Origin of the sequence: Streptomyces acidicola (assembly GCF_009377235.1) — a bacterium.
GTDB lineage: Bacteria > Actinomycetota > Actinomycetes > Streptomycetales > Streptomycetaceae > Streptomyces > Streptomyces acidicola.
The window spans coordinates 1-17,611 of sequence record NZ_VMNX01000200.1 but is presented as its reverse complement, the minus strand read 5'-3'; the positions used below and the strand labels follow the sequence as shown (position 1 = coordinate 17,611).

At 70.4% G+C, this 17,611-nt stretch carries 17 protein-coding genes; 7 read left to right on the top strand and 10 right to left on the bottom strand.

Going from position 1 to position 17,611, the window contains the following annotated elements; translation table 11 throughout:
- A partial coding sequence (locus FPZ41_RS35240; RefSeq protein ID WP_228023182.1) for a TetR/AcrR family transcriptional regulator occupies nucleotides 1-662 on the top strand: 662 nt, incomplete at its 5' end.
- A 128-nt stretch (nucleotides 663-790) separates the two neighbouring features.
- Here the strand turns inward: FPZ41_RS35240 and FPZ41_RS35235 are convergent.
- The 4 genes from FPZ41_RS35235 to FPZ41_RS35225 form a co-directional block, all read right to left on the bottom strand.
- Nucleotides 791-1,789 (bottom strand): peptidoglycan-binding protein, encoded by a 999-nt coding sequence (locus FPZ41_RS35235; RefSeq protein WP_152867647.1) that lies wholly within the window; start codon nucleotides 1,787-1,789, stop codon nucleotides 791-793.
- Nucleotide 1,790: 1 nt separating this feature from the next.
- Nucleotides 1,791-1,961 (bottom strand): hypothetical protein, encoded by a 171-nt coding sequence (locus FPZ41_RS47465; protein WP_194236318.1) that lies wholly within the window; start codon nucleotides 1,959-1,961, stop codon nucleotides 1,791-1,793.
- Between the two features lie 60 nt (nucleotides 1,962-2,021).
- Entirely contained in the window at nucleotides 2,022-3,089 is a 1,068-nt protein-coding gene (locus FPZ41_RS35230) for a helix-turn-helix domain-containing protein (RefSeq protein WP_194236317.1), read from the bottom strand.
- An 85-nt stretch (nucleotides 3,090-3,174) separates the two neighbouring features.
- On the bottom strand, nucleotides 3,175-4,458 hold the full coding sequence (locus tag FPZ41_RS35225; RefSeq protein WP_322621122.1) for an adenylosuccinate synthase: 1,284 nt from the start codon (nucleotides 4,456-4,458) through the stop codon (nucleotides 3,175-3,177).
- Nucleotides 4,459-4,646: 188 nt separating this feature from the next.
- Here FPZ41_RS35225 and FPZ41_RS35220 point away from each other — a divergent pair, with 188 nt between their 5' ends.
- The 3 genes from FPZ41_RS35220 to FPZ41_RS35210 all read left to right on the top strand — a co-directional run bounded on the left by FPZ41_RS35220 (nucleotide 4,647) and on the right by FPZ41_RS35210 (nucleotide 8,794).
- Entirely contained in the window at nucleotides 4,647-5,555 is a 909-nt protein-coding gene (locus FPZ41_RS35220; RefSeq protein WP_152867645.1) for a diacylglycerol kinase, read from the top strand.
- Between the two features lie 181 nt (nucleotides 5,556-5,736).
- A complete protein-coding gene (locus FPZ41_RS35215; RefSeq protein ID WP_152867644.1) occupies nucleotides 5,737-6,528 on the top strand; it encodes a DUF6801 domain-containing protein in 792 nt (263 codons plus the stop codon).
- Nucleotides 6,521-8,794: an NACHT domain-containing protein gene (locus FPZ41_RS35210; protein WP_152867643.1), complete on the top strand. Its 2,274-nt coding sequence runs from the start codon at nucleotides 6,521-6,523 to the stop codon at nucleotides 8,792-8,794. The genes FPZ41_RS35215 and FPZ41_RS35210 overlap by 8 nt, the downstream gene beginning before the upstream one ends.
- Before the next feature lie 53 nt (nucleotides 8,795-8,847).
- On the opposite strand, the gene FPZ41_RS35205 is transcribed toward FPZ41_RS35210, so the two are convergent.
- Nucleotides 8,848-9,435 carry a GbsR/MarR family transcriptional regulator gene (locus FPZ41_RS35205; protein ID WP_407698859.1) on the bottom strand — a complete coding sequence of 196 codons (588 nt, stop codon included), beginning with the start codon at nucleotides 9,433-9,435 and terminating at the stop codon, nucleotides 8,848-8,850.
- A gap of 195 nt (nucleotides 9,436-9,630) precedes the next feature.
- Between FPZ41_RS35205 and FPZ41_RS35200 the strand changes: the two genes are divergently transcribed.
- The 3 genes from FPZ41_RS35200 to FPZ41_RS35190 all read left to right on the top strand — a co-directional run bounded on the left by FPZ41_RS35200 (nucleotide 9,631) and on the right by FPZ41_RS35190 (nucleotide 12,652).
- Nucleotides 9,631-10,641: an ABC transporter ATP-binding protein gene (locus FPZ41_RS35200; protein WP_152867642.1), complete on the top strand. Its 1,011-nt coding sequence runs from the start codon at nucleotides 9,631-9,633 to the stop codon at nucleotides 10,639-10,641.
- Nucleotides 10,638-12,254: an ABC transporter permease gene (locus tag FPZ41_RS35195; RefSeq protein ID WP_152867641.1), complete on the top strand. Its 1,617-nt coding sequence runs from the start codon at nucleotides 10,638-10,640 to the stop codon at nucleotides 12,252-12,254. The genes FPZ41_RS35200 and FPZ41_RS35195 overlap by 4 nt, the downstream gene beginning before the upstream one ends.
- A gap of 149 nt (nucleotides 12,255-12,403) precedes the next feature.
- Complete coding sequence (locus FPZ41_RS35190; RefSeq protein ID WP_152867640.1) at nucleotides 12,404-12,652, top strand: hypothetical protein; 249 nt, start codon at nucleotides 12,404-12,406, stop codon at nucleotides 12,650-12,652.
- Here FPZ41_RS35190 and FPZ41_RS35185 read toward each other — a convergent pair.
- From FPZ41_RS35185 to FPZ41_RS35165, 5 genes are all read right to left on the bottom strand, one after another.
- Nucleotides 12,636-13,859, bottom strand: coding sequence for a cytochrome P450 (locus tag FPZ41_RS35185; protein ID WP_152867639.1), 1,224 nt, complete (start codon nucleotides 13,857-13,859; stop codon nucleotides 12,636-12,638). The two genes, FPZ41_RS35190 and FPZ41_RS35185, sit on opposite strands and share 17 nt — an antisense overlap.
- Before the next feature lie 110 nt (nucleotides 13,860-13,969).
- Nucleotides 13,970-14,518 (bottom strand): MOSC domain-containing protein, encoded by a 549-nt coding sequence (locus FPZ41_RS35180; protein WP_152867638.1) that lies wholly within the window; start codon nucleotides 14,516-14,518, stop codon nucleotides 13,970-13,972.
- 82 nt (nucleotides 14,519-14,600) lie between these two features.
- Nucleotides 14,601-15,254 carry a response regulator gene (locus tag FPZ41_RS35175; protein ID WP_131567796.1) on the bottom strand — a complete coding sequence of 218 codons (654 nt, stop codon included), beginning with the start codon at nucleotides 15,252-15,254 and terminating at the stop codon, nucleotides 14,601-14,603.
- Between the two features lie 98 nt (nucleotides 15,255-15,352).
- The gene (locus FPZ41_RS35170) at nucleotides 15,353-16,690 is read right to left on the bottom strand and encodes a sensor histidine kinase (RefSeq protein WP_322621121.1); all 1,338 of its coding nucleotides are present in this window, start codon (nucleotides 16,688-16,690) and stop codon (nucleotides 15,353-15,355) included.
- Nucleotides 16,691-16,852: 162 nt separating this feature from the next.
- Entirely contained in the window at nucleotides 16,853-17,530 is a 678-nt protein-coding gene (locus FPZ41_RS35165; protein ID WP_152867637.1) for a response regulator, read from the bottom strand.
- Nucleotides 17,531-17,611: the final 81 nt, after the last annotated feature.

Here is a 17,611-nt window from a genome sequence, read left to right as displayed (position 1 = left end):
CTCCCACCCCTGCCACCCTGACCGGCATGAGTGGAACGACCTCCTCTGTCTGGCAGCCGGGAACGGGCACGGTGTACCGCGCGGCCCTGGGCGCCCTGGCCGAGCGCGGCCCACGTCGTGTCGGAGTGACACACATTGCTCGGCAAGCCCAGTGCAACCGCTCGCAGCTGTATCGCAACTGGAGAAGCACCCAGGCACTGATCCGGGACGCCACCCTGGCAGAGCTGAAGCACGTGCTGGACGTCGCTCGTGACGTACCGGGCCCACCGCTGCCGCCACGCTGTCTCGCGGTCCGCGTCGTGGTGCGTGCGGCGCGACTGCTGCGGGAGCACCCCGTCGTCAGGACCATGGCCGTGACAGATCCGGAGCTCACCCATGGCGCCGTACTGCGCCCGACGACCGTCTGGCACGCAACGGCCTGGTCCTGGCTCTGTCGGCACGTGACCGCGCACCTTCCCATGGGCGCCGCGCAGGACGCGGTCACGCTCGCTGTGCTCACGACCGCGCTGCCCTACGCCCTCACCCCGCCGCCGGAATCCCCGGATCGATCCGATCCCGACTCCGAGCGCGCGTCCATCGATGACAGGCTGAGCCTGTCCCTCCACCTCTGCCTCGACCTCCCGGCCACCTGCCCGGACTGCCGGTCGGAGGACGTCCGGTAATAGCTCCGGCGGTCTCCGGCGGTCCCGGGCGGCTCCATCGCCGTGCCGGTGACGATGAACGCCTCCGAACGGCCCGTGCCCCTGGCCGATGTCGACGGCCAGGGGCACGGGCTGTCCCGCACGTTTCCTCAGAACGTGCCCGCGTTGAGGGCCTGCTGGAGGTGTCGGGTGGTGTCGGAGCCCCACTGGCCGTCGACGCCCGAGCCCAGCTTCTTCTGCAGGGCCTTGACCGTGTTCGGGCCAACGACGCCGTCCGCGGTCACCTTCAGATAGCTCTGCAGGGCCTTCTTCGTCAGCGGCCCGAAGGAACCGTCCACGGCCAGCTTCGCGCCGTGCCTGTTGAGTGCGCGCTGCATCGCGGCACAGGTCGCGGGCCCGAACTTGCCGTCGACGGCCAGCTTTCCGGTCGCGGGCGGGCGCGGTGCCGGCGGCTGCGGCTTGGTGCCTCCCTTGAGCGCGGCCTTCATCACCACCGCCGACGCCGGCCCGTACTGGCCGTCGACCGTCAGCCCGTACTTCTTCTGGAAGTCCCGCACCGCCTTGTCGGTGGCGGTACCGAAGTCCCCGTCAACCGCCAGTTTCGTCCCCAGGACCTTGTTGAGGTTCTGCTGGAGCGTCTTCACCGCGGGGCCCTTGGAGCCCTTGCGCAGGATGCCGTCCGACGGCGGCATGGGCTTGGCATCCCCGTAGCCGGGGCGGCCGTAGCCCACGATGGTGCTGGAGTTGCGGCGTCGTCGCAGGCACTGGTCGCTGGTGTTGCCCTCGATGGTGGTGATGGTGCCGCCCGAGTGCACGGCCTCCACCACGCCGACGTGGTCGATGGCCCCGATGGACCGGCTTCCGCTCCAGTCGAAGAAGACGACATCGCCCGGGCGGATGCCACCGAGCCCGTAGTGCCAGCGCCCCCGCTTCTGGAACGCCTGCGCGTGCGCGACCGTGTACGCGAACTTGCCGCAGACCGCACTCAGGTTGTCGGAGTGGGCGGCGGCGTAGCTGACGGTCATGTCGCACCACGGGCCGGTCATGCCGTACCACCGGGTGATGTGGTTGCGGTTCGAGCCGGGCGGGTTCTCACCGGTGCCCAGCAGCTTGCGCATCTGCGCCAGCATCCCTGCCACGGACCCCATGTCACACCTCCCCGTTCTCGGGGAAGACGTCGAGGTCCCCCTTGACGACGGCGTTCGGGTCCTGGCTCACCCCACCCTGGTCCGGGTCGATGTCGAACAACCCGGCACCACCGCGCGGCTCCACCGGCCTCTGTTCGGCCGCCGCAGTCAACTGCGCTTCGCTTTCAGTCATGCTGTTTCCCCGGTTTCCCCCGAGTTACGTGGCGCGTCCCGCGACGAGCCGCGCCTTTTCTTACCGGTGAGTGTGCTGAGGCGACGCATGCTCGTCGTTAGCGTTGCGCGCACTGTTCGTTGTCAGTGAGCGCACTCCCGCCGTTGGTTCGCAGGCGCCCGCGCGCAGGCCCGTGGGCGTGACGCCGTACGCGACGCGGAACGCCCGGCTGAAGTCGGCCGCCCGGTCGAAGCCCCAGCGGGCGGCGATGACGTGCACGGGCAGGTGGCGCAGGCGCGGGTCGGTCAGGTCACGTCGGCACCGCTCCAGGCGTTGGGCCTTGATCCAGGCGGCGACGGTGAGCCCCTGCCGCTGGAAGAGCCGGTGCAGATAGCGGGTGGAGATGTGGTGCGCCGCGGCGACACGGTCCGGCGTCAGCCGGCTGTCCCCGAGATGGTGCAGGACATACCTCTGGATGCGGCGCAGCATGACCAGAGCGTGTTCTGCGGGTGCCTGAGCCTCGTCGCCGAGCCCGTGGTCGGTCAGCATCCGCACCAACTCGGTCACCATGGCGCCCAGCCGTACCTCGTCGCAGGGCCGGTAAGGGGTCGTGTCCCGCGCCAGGCGCGCGAGGAACCCGGCGGCCATCGCGGCGAGTTGCTCTCTGCCCGATAACTCGCGGGCCGTGAGCCGGCCGAGAACCTCCGGTGCCAAGTCCGGCAAGCTGCGGGAGAGATGGGCGGTGACCACCGTGTTCCACGGCGCGACCAGCCGCATCCGGAACTGACGACCCGTGTCGAGCAGGACGAGCCCGCCGGATCTGGCCCACGCGGTCCGACCGGCCTGTTCGAGGGCCAGCTCGCCGACCAGCACCAGCGCGAGGTGATACCGGGCAGCGCGTCCGTCGCACGGACCGGCGTCCCGCAGTTCCGCGGCGGGGCAGTGCACCGCGGAGACCCGAACCGCCCCCAGCTCCCTCGCCCGCAGCATCGCGCGGAACGGCTTCTCCTGTACGGCTGAGGCGCTGACCGGCCCGTACAGCTTGGTCAGCGCCTCAGCCCATGCCTCCGGGCCCAGGACCACATCGTTCTCGTGCGTGATCCCGTGCGTGGTCTCATTCGCGGTGTCCGTCGCTCCGGCGGCATCCACCAGTCTCCCCCTGGATGGTTGAGTGCCCATGAGACCAGGGATACCAAAGAGGCATAAACGCCCGATTGACGCGGAACGGCCGAACCTACAGGAACGAGTTGATCTCGATCGTCTCGTCCCGCCCGGGGCCCACGCCGATCGCGGAGATCGGGGCGCCGGACATCTCCTCCAGGGCCTTGACGTAGTTCTGGGCGTTCTTCGGGAGGTCGGAGAAGGACTTCGCCTTCGTGATGTCCTCGGACCAGCCCGGCAGGGTCTCGTAGACGGGCTTGGCGTGGTGGAAGTCCGTCTGGGAGTACGGGAGTTCCTCGACGCGCTTGCCGTCGATCTCGTACGCGACGCAGACCGGGATCTGCTCCCAGCCGGTGAGGACGTCGAGCTTGGTGAGGAAGAAGTCCGTCAGGCCGTTGACCCGGGTCGCGTAGCGCGCGATCACCGCGTCGAACCAGCCGCAGCGGCGGTCACGGCCGGTCGTCACACCCCGCTCGCCGCCGATGCGGCGCAGCGCCTCGCCGTCCTCGTCGAAGAGTTCGGTGGGGAACGGGCCGGCGCCGACGCGGGTCGTGTACGCCTTGAGGATGCCGATGACGCGGCTGATCTTGGTCGGGCCTACGCCCGCACCCGTGCAGGCACCGCCCGCGGTCGGGTTCGAGGAGGTGACGAAGGGGTACGTGCCGTGGTCGATGTCCAGGAGGGTGCCCTGGCCGCCCTCGAAGAGCACCACCTTGTCGTCGTCGAGCGCCTGGTTGAGGACCAGGACGGTGTCGGCGACGTACCGCTCGATCTGCGCCGCGTAGCCCAGCAGTTCCTCGACGACCTGGCCGACGGCGATCGCGCGGCGGTTGTAGAGCTTGGTGAGGACCTGGTTCTTGACGTCGAGGGCCGCCTCGACCTTCTGCGTCAGGATCGACTCGTCGTACAGGTCCTGGACGCGGATGCCCACGCGGTTGATCTTGTCGGCGTAGGTCGGGCCGATGCCGCGCCCGGTCGTACCGATCTTGCGCTTGCCGAGGAAGCGTTCCGTCACCTTGTCGACGGTGACGTTGTAGGGCGTGATGATGTGTGCGTTGCCGCTGATCAGGAGCTTGGACGTGTCGACGCCGCGCTCGTTCAGACCGCTCAGCTCGGAGAGCAGGACCGACGGGTCGACGACGACACCATTGCCGATGACCGGCGTGCAGCCGGGCGACAGGATTCCGGAAGGGAGAAGGTGGAGTGCATACTTCTGGTCACCGACGACCACCGTGTGGCCGGCGTTGTTGCCGCCCTGGTAGCGCACTACGTAGTCCACCGAGCCGCCGAGCAGGTCGGTGGCCTTTCCCTTGCCCTCGTCACCCCACTGAGCACCGAGCAGCACAAGTGCGGGCACGCGCGTACACCCCTTCCGGGCGGGGCATGCCCAAGGTCAGGGGCGTACGGGACACCGTGTGTGCCGTGTACGCCCGCGGCCGTCCCTGGCCGCTCCCTGTCGGACCCGGATGCCCCGGAATAGACGAAGCCCCTGGCGATATGGCGCAAGGGGCTCTTGCACAAAGATGCTACCCGAGGAAGCGAGGCATGACCGAGGTGGCGACTTCCGACCAGCTCCTGGTGGTCATCGACCCCCTGGCCCGTCACACGGACAGTGAGTCGGTACGGATCGCGAAAGACGTGCTCAGCGCGGGTGCGGCGAGTACGAAGGTCTGCCTCCCTCAGGGGCCGGAGGAGTTCGCGCGGGCGCTGGAGCGGCGCGGTTCGCGGCGGCCGGTGGTGGTCGGCGACGACCGCGCCCTGCTGCGGGCCGTGTCCTTGCTGCACCGTCAGCGGGAGCTGGCCGCGTGCGCGCTGTCGCTGGTGCCGGTGGGGGGCGCCGGGGTGCTGGCGCGGTCGCTCGGGGTGCCCACGGGCACCGTGGCCGCGGCCCGCGCCGCTCTGGACGGGGCCGAGCGGTGGCTCGACCTGCTGGTGGACGACAGCGACGGGGTGGTGCTGGGGGCGGTGGGCATACCGTCGATACCGTCGATACCGGCCGCGCTCACGGTGACCGAGGGCGAGGGTTCCGCGAGTCCCGGCGACTCGGCGGCATCAACGGCATCCGGTGGCTCTGCGGGTTCCGGGGTCCCCTCCTCGTGGCTGCGGACCTGCCAGTCCTTCGTACGGACGCTGGCGACGCGCCCGCCACGGCTCGCCTCCCCGGCGGCACCCGAACCGTCCCGGCTGCGAGTGGAGGTCGACGGGGTGACGCTCGTCGACCTCGACCAGCCGGTGGAGGCGGTGTCGGTGGCGCCGAACGGGGGCGGAGCGACGGTGGAGGTACGGCCGGTGCCGGCGGGCGCGGAGGCCGAGCCGCTGCGGGCTGTCGGCCACCGGGTGACGGTGTCCGGGCCGACCTTCCGCTACCGGGCCGACTCGGTGGTGACCGGGCCGGTGCGGACGCGGACGTGGACCGTGCGGGAGGGGGCCTGGGGGCTCACGTTGCCGGGGTGAGCGGAAGGCGCCCTCGAGGAGACGAAGGAGCGGTACAGGATGCGTAGGAGCCGTAAGGGTCCGAACGTTTTGACTGTGATCTGTGACATGTCTCCGTAAGGTGTGAAGCATGGTCATGGGATCTCCAACCTCTGACTTACGCAGGCGCACGGCGATCCCTGTGCTCCGCGTGGTCACGGCAGTGACACTCACAGGAAGCGGCGGTCTCTTCGGAGCCGGCTCCGCGGTGGCGGACCCGGTTCCGCGCACGCTGAAGTACACGTGCTCGTTCCCGCTGATCGGCAACGAGCCGATGACGGGATCGGTCGCGTGGACCGCCCCCGACTCGTACGTGGTCGGCCAGGCCACGTCCCGGTCGCCCATCAGCACCTCGGCGACGGTGGGCCCCAACGTCACCAGAGCCCTGCGGTTCGCCGGTGCGGACACCGTCGAGGGCACGGCGAACGTGAGCGCCGTTGTCGCCGCGCCGCAGGGCGACATCCCCGTCGACATGCCGCTCAAGGTGCCCAGGACCGATCTACCGGAGTCCGGCCCGCTGACCGTTCCGGCGAACGGGACCCTGCCGTCGCTCGTCCCCAGCCGGCCGGGACCTGCGAAAGTCACCGTCGGCAAGATCGACCTGCATCTCGTCCTACGGGGCTCGGACGGCGACGAGTCGCGGGCGGGCAAGATCGATGCGCCGTGTGACCTGAACTCCGGGCAGGACGGCTTTCTGGCGTCCGTCACGATCGTGCCTGACGGGGCGAGCGCGACTCCCTCGGGCACATCGAGCGGCACGCCGCCGGCCTACTCCGGCGCCCCCGGCACCGACTCCCCGGCCACTTCCCCCGCCGCCTCCGAGACCGGCGGTACGGGCTTCGCGGCCCCGCCGCGTGCGGTCGCGGCGGTCGCCGCCGCCGTGGGTGTGGGTGCCGCCGCGCTGGGGTGCGTCTGGTGGGTCAGGCGCCGGCGCGCGGAGGACCGGGATGGATGACGTGTCCCGTGACGGCGAGGCTCCCGAGCCCGACGGCGAGGACGACGAGTCGTCCGAGCCCCAGGTGCACAACGAGATGAGCGGCGGCACTGTTCACGGGGCGATGCTCCAGGTTGACCGGATCGACAGGCTGATCATCAACAACCCAGCGGCTGAGCCGTCCGGGGCCGAGCAGGCACCGCCCGGCGACCAGGACGACATCGCCGAGGCCGCCGAGAAGCTCGCCGACGAGGTCCACAAACGCTGGGAGCGTGAGGAGACACGGCGAAGACTCAAGGACCCGAAGCTTCTGCCCGTGCGCTGGACGACGGCGGACAGGATCCCGGAGGACCACCGCGACAAGATTCCGATGGACCACTGGGAGCTCATCCGCGGCCGTCCACTCGAACGGACCGCTCCCTTGGATCTGGACGGTGAGCTGGCACAAATCGCCCAGGTGTACCGGGCGATCCCCACCCGCCGCCTCGTGGTGGCGGGCGAAGCCGGCTCGGGAAAGACCAGTCTGGGCCTGCGGCTCGTACTGGATCTGCTGGACACCCGCACACCCGGCGAGCCCGTCCCGGAGATCTTCAGCCTGGGCTCGTGGGACCCCGAGGCCGACACGCTGGAGGCCTGGATGGGCAACCGGCTGAGCCGTGACACATCGGGCATGGACGCGGTCACCGCCGACGGGAGGACGATCGCCGCCGCGCTGGTCGACAGAAAGCTGATCCTGCCCGTCCTGGACGGCTTCGACGAGATCGCCGAAGGTCTGCAGGCCAAGGCGCTGGAACAACTCTCCGAAACGACCATGCCGTTGGTCCTGACGAGCCGTACCGCCACGTACGCCTCCGTGGCACGGGGAACCAGAGCCCTGAAGCGCGCCGCCGCGATCGTACTGACCGCTCTCGACCCGGACGAGTCGAAGGAGTATCTGGTCCTCGGCAGCGCCACGGCCGCGCGGCCCGAATGGGAGCACGTGATGGCCGAGTTGTACGACCAGCCTCATGTCCCGGCCAACGAGAACCTCCGCGAGGTGCTGGGCACGCCCCTCATGGTCTCCCTTGTCCGGGACGTCTACGGCGAGCGGGCGAGCACGGCGGACGGAAGCGGGCGCGGCGGGCCGAGGCGGCCCCTGGATCTGCTGGACACCGACCGGTTCGGCACCCGGACGGACATCGAGGAGCACCTGCTGAGCAGCTTCGTCCCGTCGGCCTACCGGCGGGACCCCCGCGCCGCGGACACCGCGCCTCCCCGGAACTGGACCCCGCAGCGGGCCCAGCGCTGGCTCGGGTACCTCTCCGATCATCTGGACCGCAGCGGCGGACCCGACCTGGAGTGGTGGAAGCTCGGCATGTCGATGAGTCTTCGGGCGCGTACCGCGGTGGTCTCGTTCCTGGCGGGGCTGTCCTTCGGGCTCACCACGGCGGTCGGGAACATTCCCGTGAACCTGATCGCCACCTCACACGGACTCGGGTTCGCGATCCGGCGCGGCGTGGTCGTGGGGCTGCTGCACGGACTCGTGTTCGGGGTGGCGCTCGGCTACATCTACCGGCGTGCCGACGGCACCGAGATACTGAAGCCGCGTCCTGTACAGGTCCGTCCCTTCGGCGGTGAGAAGGACCCGGGCGAGGGGGTCTACCACAAGGCGGCGCTGGGAACCCTGCTCGGGTTGGGGATCGCGCTCGCCATCCTGCTCATCGACAGGCTTCTCCTGCCCCCGCTCGGGCTCGACGACGGGCTCGGGGGCGGGCTCGTGGCCGCGGCGCAGTTCCCGCTCACCGTCGGGCTCTCGACGGGAATCGCGCTGGCGCTCGTGGCGTGGGCGGAAACCTCGATCGATGTGAAGGAGTCCGTCAGCTGCGCCGACCTGTTGCGACAGAACCGGGCGAACGTGGTCTCCCAGATCCTCATCTGGGCGCTCGTGTTCGGACTCGTCGCGGGGCTGGGTGCCACCTTCACCGAGACTCCCCTTCGCAGCCTCCAACTCGGGCTCGCGTTCGGCCTCGAGGCCGCGTTCGGTGCCGGGTTCGGCTATGGGTTCTGTCTGACCGCGTGGGGTCAGTGGGTGGCTCTGGCCCGGATCTGGCTCCCCTTGACGGGACGGCTGCCGTGGCGGCTGGTCGCCTTCCTGGACGACGCCTGCAAGCGGGACGTACTGCGTCAGGCGGGCGCCGTGTACCAGTTCCGGCACGCCCGTCTCCAGAAGCACCTCGCCGGGGTGTACAGGGCGGGCCGGACGGGTGCCGCTCTCCGTGGCGCTCCTCGTGGCGCTCCTCGTCGGTGAGCCGTTCCAGGGCTGCTCCGGGCTGTTCCGGGGCTCAGTGGGTCCAGTGGGTCTCAGCCCTCGCCGAAGAGTTCGGCGCGGTGGACACGCCAGCGCTCCATCATCCCGGCGTACTCCGTTTCGACGAACACGAAGAAGGCGAGCGTCTCCGCGATGCGCCGGCCGGCCGGGGTGGCGGGGCCGAGGTTCTCGACACCCTCGCGCAGGGCGTCCTCCCATCGTTTGATGACTCCGTCGCGGTTGGCGAGCACCTCGTACCACTGGTCGCTGTGCATGCGGTAGAGGTCGCGGCGCGAGCCGGGCTCACGCTCGCGCGAGACCATGTGCTGCTGCGCGAGGTAGCGGACCGCGCCGGAGACGGCGGCCGGGCTGATCTGGAGCTGCTCGCCGAGCTCGGCGGAGGACAGCCCTCCGGTGTCCGAGGCGAGCAGTGCCGCGAACACCCGCGAGGGCATCCGCGGCATCCCCGCCTCGGTGAGCTGCGCGGCGAACCGCTCGACGAACCGTGAGACCGCCTCGGGGTCCCGGCTGGGCTCCGGGTCGCCGTCGGGGCCTTGGCCCGGGGTGACGGTCGTGTTCCGGGCCGGACCGGGGCCCGCGTTCGGGGACGCGTTCGGGGACGCGCCCGCCTCGGCCCGCACGTCCGCGCTCGCGTTCTCGGCTCGCCCTGCCTGCGCCCCCGTCACATCCATCCCGTCCGTCATCGCCTGATCGTCTCCCCTGGCCGCTGTGGGCCTCTGGCCGCTGTTGGCCTCTGTTACCACCATCGAGTCTATCCGCGATTTATACGCTTCCTTAACTTCACAATTTTGTGAAAGTACCGTACCTTCAGAATCATGACGAAGGCAATCACCGTCTCCGGACTGCACAAGTCGTTCGGGCGGACGCACGCGCTGGACGGCCTCGACCTGGACGTCGAGACCGGTGAGGTGCACGGCTTCCTCGGCCCGAACGGCGCCGGGAAGTCCACCACCATCCGCGTCCTGCTGGGCCTGCTCCGCGCCGACTCGGGCGCCGCACAGGTACTGGGCCGCGACCCCTGGGCCGACGCGGTGGACCTGCACCGCCGGGTCGCATACGTCCCCGGGGACGTGACCCTGTGGCGCAACCTCTCCGGCGGCGAGGTCATCGACCTCTACGGACGGCTGCATGATGGGGGCCGCGCGAAGCGCGTCAGGCAGGGTGGTGGTGGGCGACGGGCGGGCGGCCTCGACCGGGAACGGCGCGCGAAGCTGATCGAGCGGTTCGAGCTGGACCCGACGAAGAAGGGGCGCACGTACTCGAAGGGCAACCGCCAGAAGGTCGCCCTCGTCGCCGCCTTCGCCTCGGACGTCGACCTGCTGATCCTGGACGAGCCGACATCGGGCCTGGACCCGCTGATGGAGGAGGTCTTCCAGACGTGCGTCGAGGAGGAACGCGACCGGGGGCGGACCGTCCTGCTCTCCTCGCACATCCTCAGCGAGGTCGAGGAGCTGTGCGACCGCGTCAGCATCATCCGCAAGGGCCGGACGGTGGAAAGCGGTTCGCTGGCCGACCTGCGCCATCTGACCCGGACGAGCGTCACGGCCGAACTCGCGGGCCCGCCCAACGGGTTGTCCCATCTGCCGGGCGTGCACGATCTCGACGTACAGGGACTGCGGGTGCGCCTCCAGGTCGACACGGACAAGCTGGACGCGGTGCTGCGCTCGCTCAGCGAGTCCGGCGTACGGTCGCTGACCTCGACCCCGCCGACGCTGGAGGAACTGTTCCTTCGGCACTACCAGGACGAGGAGTCGGCGTCCGAGGGTGCCAAGGGTGCAGCGGGTGCTCCGGGGGCCGAGGGGGCTGAAGGGGCGATGGTCCGATGAGCGCCGCGTCAGCCACGTCCGCGTACGCGCCCCGGACCGGGGGGTCGCGCCAGCTCGCGGGTTCGGGCACCCTGCTGCGGTTCGCGCTGCGCCGCGACCGCGTGATGCTGCCGGTGTGGATCGCCGTGAACGCACTGATGGTGCTGTCCATGCCGAACACGCTCAAGGGCCTGTACGGCACCGCTGCCGAACGCGCCGACCTGATCCGGCAGATGGAGACCAACGCCTCGCTGCGCGCGCTGATCGGCCCGGTGTTCGGCGACTCCCTCGGCGCACTCACCGCCTGGCGCGCGGGCATCTACGCCGGAGCGCTCGCGGCCGTCATGAGCCTGATCGTCGTCGTCCGGCACACCCGGGACGAGGAGGAGAGCGGCCGCCAGGAGATGGTCTCGTCGGGTGCGGTGGGCCGGCGCGCCCCGCTGACGGCGGCGCTGCTGGCGGCGGCCGTGGCGAACGGCGTCCTCGCCCTGCTGCTCGTCGGGGGGCTCGCGGGCCAGGGCGGGGCCGGTGCCCTCGCCCTCGGCCTCGGTATCGCGGGCGTCGGCATGGTCTTCGCCACGATGGCGGCGATCATCGCCCAGCTGACGGAGAGCGCACGGCTGGCTCGCGGACTGACGGCGGCCGTGCTGGGCGCGGCGTTCGTGCTGCGGGCGGCCGGCGACTCGGCGAAGGACGACGGCTCCTCGGTCCTCACCTGGCTGTCCCCACTCGGCTGGCTGGAGAACCTCCGCGCCTTCGCGGACGAACGCTGGTGGGTACTGCTGCTGTTCGCCGCGGCGATCCTGCTCCAGGGCGCGGTGGCGTACGAACTGGCCGGTCGCCGGGACGTGGGCATGAGTTTCCTGCCCACACGGCCGGGACCGGCGAACGGCCGCCTGAGCACGGCGGGCGCCCTGGCCTGGCGGCTGCAGCGCGGCAGCGTGCTGGGCTGGAGCATCGGCTTCTTCCTCACCGGCGTCGTCTACGGCGGACTGACCGAGGGCGCGGCCGACCTGGTCGGCGACAACGCCAATGCCCGCGAGATCTTCGAGCGGATGGGCGGCCAGTCCGGGCTGACGAACGCGTTCCTGGCCGCGATGATCGGCATGCTGGGGCTGATCGCCGCGCTGTACATCGTCTCCTCCGTGCTGCGCCTGAACGGCGAGGAGACGTCGGGGCGGGCGGAACCGGTCCTGGCGAACGCCGTGGGACGACTGCGCTGGGCCGCGGGTCACCTGGTCGTCGCCTTCGGGGGAACCGCGCTGATCATGCTGCTGGCCGGACTGGGCTTCGCGATCGGCTACGGCAAGGAGTTCGGGCCGATCCTGGGGGCCTGTCTGGTGCAGCTGCCCGCGGTGTGGGTCATCGGCGGAGTGGCGGTACTGCTGCACGGGCTGCTGCCGCGGGCGGCCGTGGCCGCATGGGCGGTGGCCGGGGCGGTGCTGCTGATCGGCTGGATCGGGCCCGCGCTGAACGTTCCGCAGGCCGTGCTGGACGTGTCGCCCTTCGGACACCTGCCGAAGCTGCCGGGCGGGGAGATGGAGTGGGGCCCGGTACTGCTCCTCACGGCCATCGCCGCCGCTCTGGTGGCGGGGGGCCTGGGGGCACTGAGGCGCCGGGACCTCACGACCTGAACTGGCCTGGCCTGGCCAGGCCCGACGTGACCTGGCCTGGCCTGGCTTGGCCCGGTCGCGAGGCGAACGGGCGCCCCGACCGCGGATCGGCGCCGCGCGGGTCGGCGCCGCGCGGCTCGTCCGGAACCTCCGGCGGCCCGCATGCGTCCATGATCGGTATGGGAGAACGCATGCAGGCCGCCGGCGGATGTCTGACCGCGGCCGTCGGTGCGGGCGCCGGACTCGCGGTGTGGTCCGTCGGCGTCGACGGGCGGCTCCGGCGCTTCGAACAGAGCCCCGACTGGAGCGTCCTCTACGCCGAGCTACCGCTGATGGTCCTCGGTGGGACAGCCACGGCCCTGGGTCTCTGGGCCCTCATCCACCGCGTCCTCGTACGCCGGGTCAGATCTCGACGCTGAGCCCTTCGAGACCCCGGATCACGAAGTTCGGCTTCCGCTTCGGTTCCTCCGCGAGGCGGAGGCCCGGGGCGCGGTCGAGCAACGCGGTCAGGGACGCGGCCAGTTCGATCCGGGCCAGGGGCGCGCCGATACAGTAGTGGATGCCCGCGCTGAAGGAGATGTGCGGGTTGTCCTTGCGGCCCAGATCCAGCTTGCCGGGGTCGGCGAAGACGGCCGGGTCGTGGTTGGCGGAACCGAAGAGCATGGCGATCTCCGCACCACGCGGCACGGTCGTCCCGTCGATCTCGATCTCGTCCAGCACCCACCGCTCGAACAGCTGCAGCGGAGTGTCGTACCGCATCAGCTCCTCCACCGCCGTGGGCACCAGCGAACGGTCCGCGCGCAGAGCCGCCAGCTGCTCCGGGTGCTGGAACAGCGCCCACCAGCCGTTCACCGTCGCGTTGACCGTCGCCTCGTGCCCCGCGTTCAGCAGCAGCACGCAGGTGGAGATCATCTCCTGCTCGGTCAGCCGGTCACCCTCGTCGTACGCGGCGATCAGCCCGGAGATCAGGTCCTCCCCCGGCTCCTCACGCCGCGCCCCGATCAGCTCCCGCAGATACTCCGAGAACTCGACCGACGCCCGCACCGCCTTCCGTGCCGTCTCCTGCGACGGATTCAGCTCGTACATCCCACAGATGTCCGCCGACCACGGCCGCAGCTGCGCCCGGTCCGACTCCGGGATGCCCAGCATTTCGGCGATCACAGCGACCGGGAGCGGCTCGGCCACATCGGTCAGCAGATCCCCACCGCCGGACGCGACCAGCCCGTCCACGAGTTCCTCCGCCAGCCTCCGCACATAGGACCCCAGCTGCTCCACGGTCCGCGGCGTGAACGCCTTCGATACCAGCCGCCTGATCCGCGTGTGGTCCGGCGGCTCCAGGTCGAGCATCCCGTGGTCGTTCAGCGTGTGGAACGGCTCGTGCTCCGCCGGCGGCGCCGTCCGCCCGAAGTCCTCGTGCGTGAACCGGTGCTGGTACGTCCGCCCCAGCCGCCGGTCCCTGAGCAGCGCCGACACGTCCGCGTGGTGCGGCACCAGCCACTGGTTGGTCGGCTCGTAGAAGTGGACCCGGCCCAGCGCCCGCAGCTCCGCGTACGCGGGATACGGGTCGGCGACGAACCCGGGGTCCCACGGGTCAAAGGCGAGAACGCTGTCGGAACGGGCTGTCATGCAGGGACGCTAACCTGCGGCGCCCTCGCCTGAACAGGGGGGTCTCACCTGAACAGGGGTGTCCCCGTCGATGGCCGTGTCCCCTCACCGCTGCCGGACGGGCTGACGGATCACACCCGGTCCAGGGGACGGTGCGGGCCGTCCGGGAGCTCCACCGTGATCGTGTCCCCGGGGCGCACCACACCGCCCACACGGACGACGCTCATGATGCCCGCCTTGCGTATGAGGCTCCCGGCCTCGTCGCGGAAGACGACCTGCTTCAGCAGTCCGTCCTGGAAGCCGTCGATCTGCACACACGGGTTGCGCAGGCCGGTGACCTCCACGACCGCCTCTTCCCCGATGAGCAGCAGCGCACCGGTCGGCAGGCCGAGCAGGTCGATGCCGCTGGTCGTGATGTTCTCGCCCAGGTCACCGGGCTTCACCGCGAACCCCGCGCCGCCGACCTCGGCGAAGAGCTCCTCGTGTATGAGATGGACCTGCCGCAGGTTCGGCTGGGTGGGATCCTGCGCGACCCGCGAGCGGTGCTTCACCGTGACGCCGGCGTGCACGTCCCCCTCCACCCCGAGCCCGGCGAGCAGCCGGATGCCTGCCCGGTTGATCTTCGTGAACGAGTACTCGCCGTTGCTGCTGACCGCCGTGACCGTACCCGTACCGCTCATGCGCGACCCCCGTTGTCGTTGACATGTCCTGCCTGCGCAGCGTAGCCCTGTCCTGTCTCCTGCCTGCCGGCCCATTAGTCCGTCAGCCCGGCGTCACCAGCTTCGCCTCGTACGCGAACACCGCCGCCTGCGTGCGGTCCCGGAGGCCCAGCTTCACGAGGATGCGGCTGACGTGGGTCTTGATGGTGGACTCGGCGACGAACAGGCGCTCGGCGATCTCCGCGTTGGACAGGCCCTGGGCGATGAGGACCAGAACCTCCGTCTCGCGCTCCGTCAGGTCCCCGTAGGCCGCCTGGGCGGAGGGCGGGAGGCGGGGCGCCTGGACAAGCCGGGAGAACTCCGTGATCAGCCGCTTCGTCACCGACGGCGCCAGCAGGGCCTCACCGGACGCCACCACCCTTACGCCCTCGGCGAGTTGGCGTGCCGAGGCGTCCTTGAGGAGGAAGCCCGAGGCTCCCGCCCGCAGCGCCTGGTACACGTACTCGTCGAGATCGAACGTCGTCAGCACCAGCACCTTCGCCGTGCTGTTCGCCGCCACGATCTCCCGGGTCGCCTCGATGCCGTTCAGCTCGGGCATGCGTATGTCCATCAGGACGACGTCCGGGGAGAGTTCGCGGACCCGGTCGATCGCCTCCCGCCCGTTGACCGCCTCGCCGACCACCTCGATGTCCGGCATCGCGCCCAGCAGCACCGAGAAGCCCTCGCGGACCATCATCTGGTCGTCGGCGATCAGCACACGGATGGGACCGTCACCAGAATCGGAGCCGGAGCCAGAGCCAGAGCCCGAGCCGGTAACAGCACCGCTCACGCCCCCGGTATCGCTCGTGCCGGCCGTCATTCGGGGCCGTCCGTCAGCGGGACCGGCAGGAACACCGTCACCTCGTAGCCTCCGTCGTCCGTCTCGCCCGTCGTCATCTCGCCGTTCAGCATCGTGACGCGCTCGCGCATACCCGTGATGCCGTGTCCCGCGCCCGGGGACGGTTTCACGAGGCCGGTCGGCGGGCCGTTGACGATGCGCAGTCCGAGGCCGCCCAGCACGTAGCCGATCTCGACGCGCGCGGTGGCGCCCGGTGCGTGCCGCAGGGTGTTGCTGAGCGCCTCCTGGGCTATTCGGTACGCGGACAGCTCTATGCCCTGCGGGAGTTCACGGACGGCTCCCGTGACCACCTTCTCCACGGTCAGGCCGGTGTCCCGCACGTTGGTGAGCAGGGCGTCGATGTCGGCGAGGGTGGGCTGCGGGGCGTCCGGTGCCTCGTAGTCCTCCGCGCGGACGACGCCGAGGACGCGGCGGAGCTCGGTGAGCGCCGCGACCGCGTTCTCCCGAATCGTGGCGAAGGCCTGCTCCAGCTCCGGTGGCGGGTTCTCCACGCGGTACGGTGCCGCCTCCGCCTGGATCGCGACCACCGACATGTGGTGCGCCACCACGTCGTGCAGCTCCCGGGCGATCGTCGTGCGCTCCTCCAGCAGGGTGCGCTTGGAGCGCTCGTGCGCGGTCACCGTCTGCTGGGCGGTCACCTCCCGCTGGGCGGCACGGCGTATGTGGAAGAGGGTGACGCCGAGCAGGACGAACGCGGAGATGGTCAGCAGCGGTCCCGTGTTCGACGAGTAGCGGCCCGCGCCGAAGAGCGATTCGACCACGAATCCGTACGTCCCCGTCAACGCCCACATCCACGCTGCCGTGCGCGGTCGCGTGCGCAGCGCCACGACCGTCAGCACCACCAGGTGGCTGGCGAAACTGCCCGTCTGCCACGGCCAGTCGCTCCAGCTGTCGCCGAACGTGGCGGTGACCGGAGTCGCCGCCATGGAGCACCAGAAGGCACCCACGGGCCGGAACAGCGTCAGCAGGATCGGGCCCACGGCGAGCAGGAAAATCACCAGCGAGCCGAACCCGCCGCTGTCGTTGACGGACGCGGAGATGAGCGTCGCCCACAGGGCACCCATGAGTACAGCGGCATGCGGGACCCAGACCGCGTACTCCCTCAGGCGGGGACTCAGACGCCGGGTGAACCGGCCATCCATGCTCATGCGCGGCAGCGGGCGGTACGCGAACGCGTCGTGGAACAGGTCCTGCCGCAGCCCGCGCAGGGCGTCCTCCGCCAGCCGGAACTCCGGGCTGCGCGACTTGGCTGTGCCCTTCGGGGGCATCGGCTGCGTATGAGTCGTCTCGGTCACGTTCCAAACGGTAGGCGCCGTACCGAGTCGCGGTCGTCACCAGTGAGATGGGTCCTTCGGGGTCCCTCTCAGGTACTACGCGTATCCCAAGGTCCACGGGCAACCCTGGGTTCACGGGCATCCCCAGGTCCACAGGTGTCCCCAGGTCCCGGCCGCCGCCCGTCAGTACCCCGACGGCCGCACCAGTCCCGACTCGTACGCGAACACCGCCGCCTGGGTGCGGTCGCGCAGGCCCAGCTTCACCAGGATGCGGCCCACGTGGGTCTTCACGGTCTGTTCGGCGACGACGAGGCGCTCGGCGATCTCCGCATTGGACAGGCCCTGGGCGATGAGCGCCAGAACCTCGGTCTCCCGCTCGGTCAGGTCGGCCACGCGTTCCTTCAGGGGGGAGCGGGGCGCCGATCCGCGCAGGCGGGAGAACTCGGTGATGAGGCGGCGCATGACTCCCGGCGCCAGCAGGGCGTCACCCGCCGCCACCACCCGTACTGCTTCGGCGAGTTGGTCCGCGGAGGCGTCCTTGAGCAGAAAACCGGACGCGCCGGCGTGCAGGGCGTCGTACACGTACTCGTCGAGGTCGAAGGTGGTGAGCACCAGGACCTTGATGTGCGGGTACTCGGTGATGATGCGGCGGGTGGCCTCGATGCCGCCGAGTTCGGGCATGCGGATGTCCATCAGGACGATGTCCGGGCCGAGTTCGGCGACCTTGGCCACCGCGTCCAGGCCGTGCACCGCCTGGCCCACCACGTCGATGTCGGGCTGGGTGTTGAGCAGCACCGAGAAGCCCTGCCGGACCATCTGCTGGTCGTCGGCGATCAGTACGCGGATGGTGCTGCTCGTCATGGGGACTTTTCTCCTGTCGAACCTGTGGTACCTGTCGCACCCGTCGTATCCGTGGAGTTGTGGGAGGGGGCGGGGGCGGTG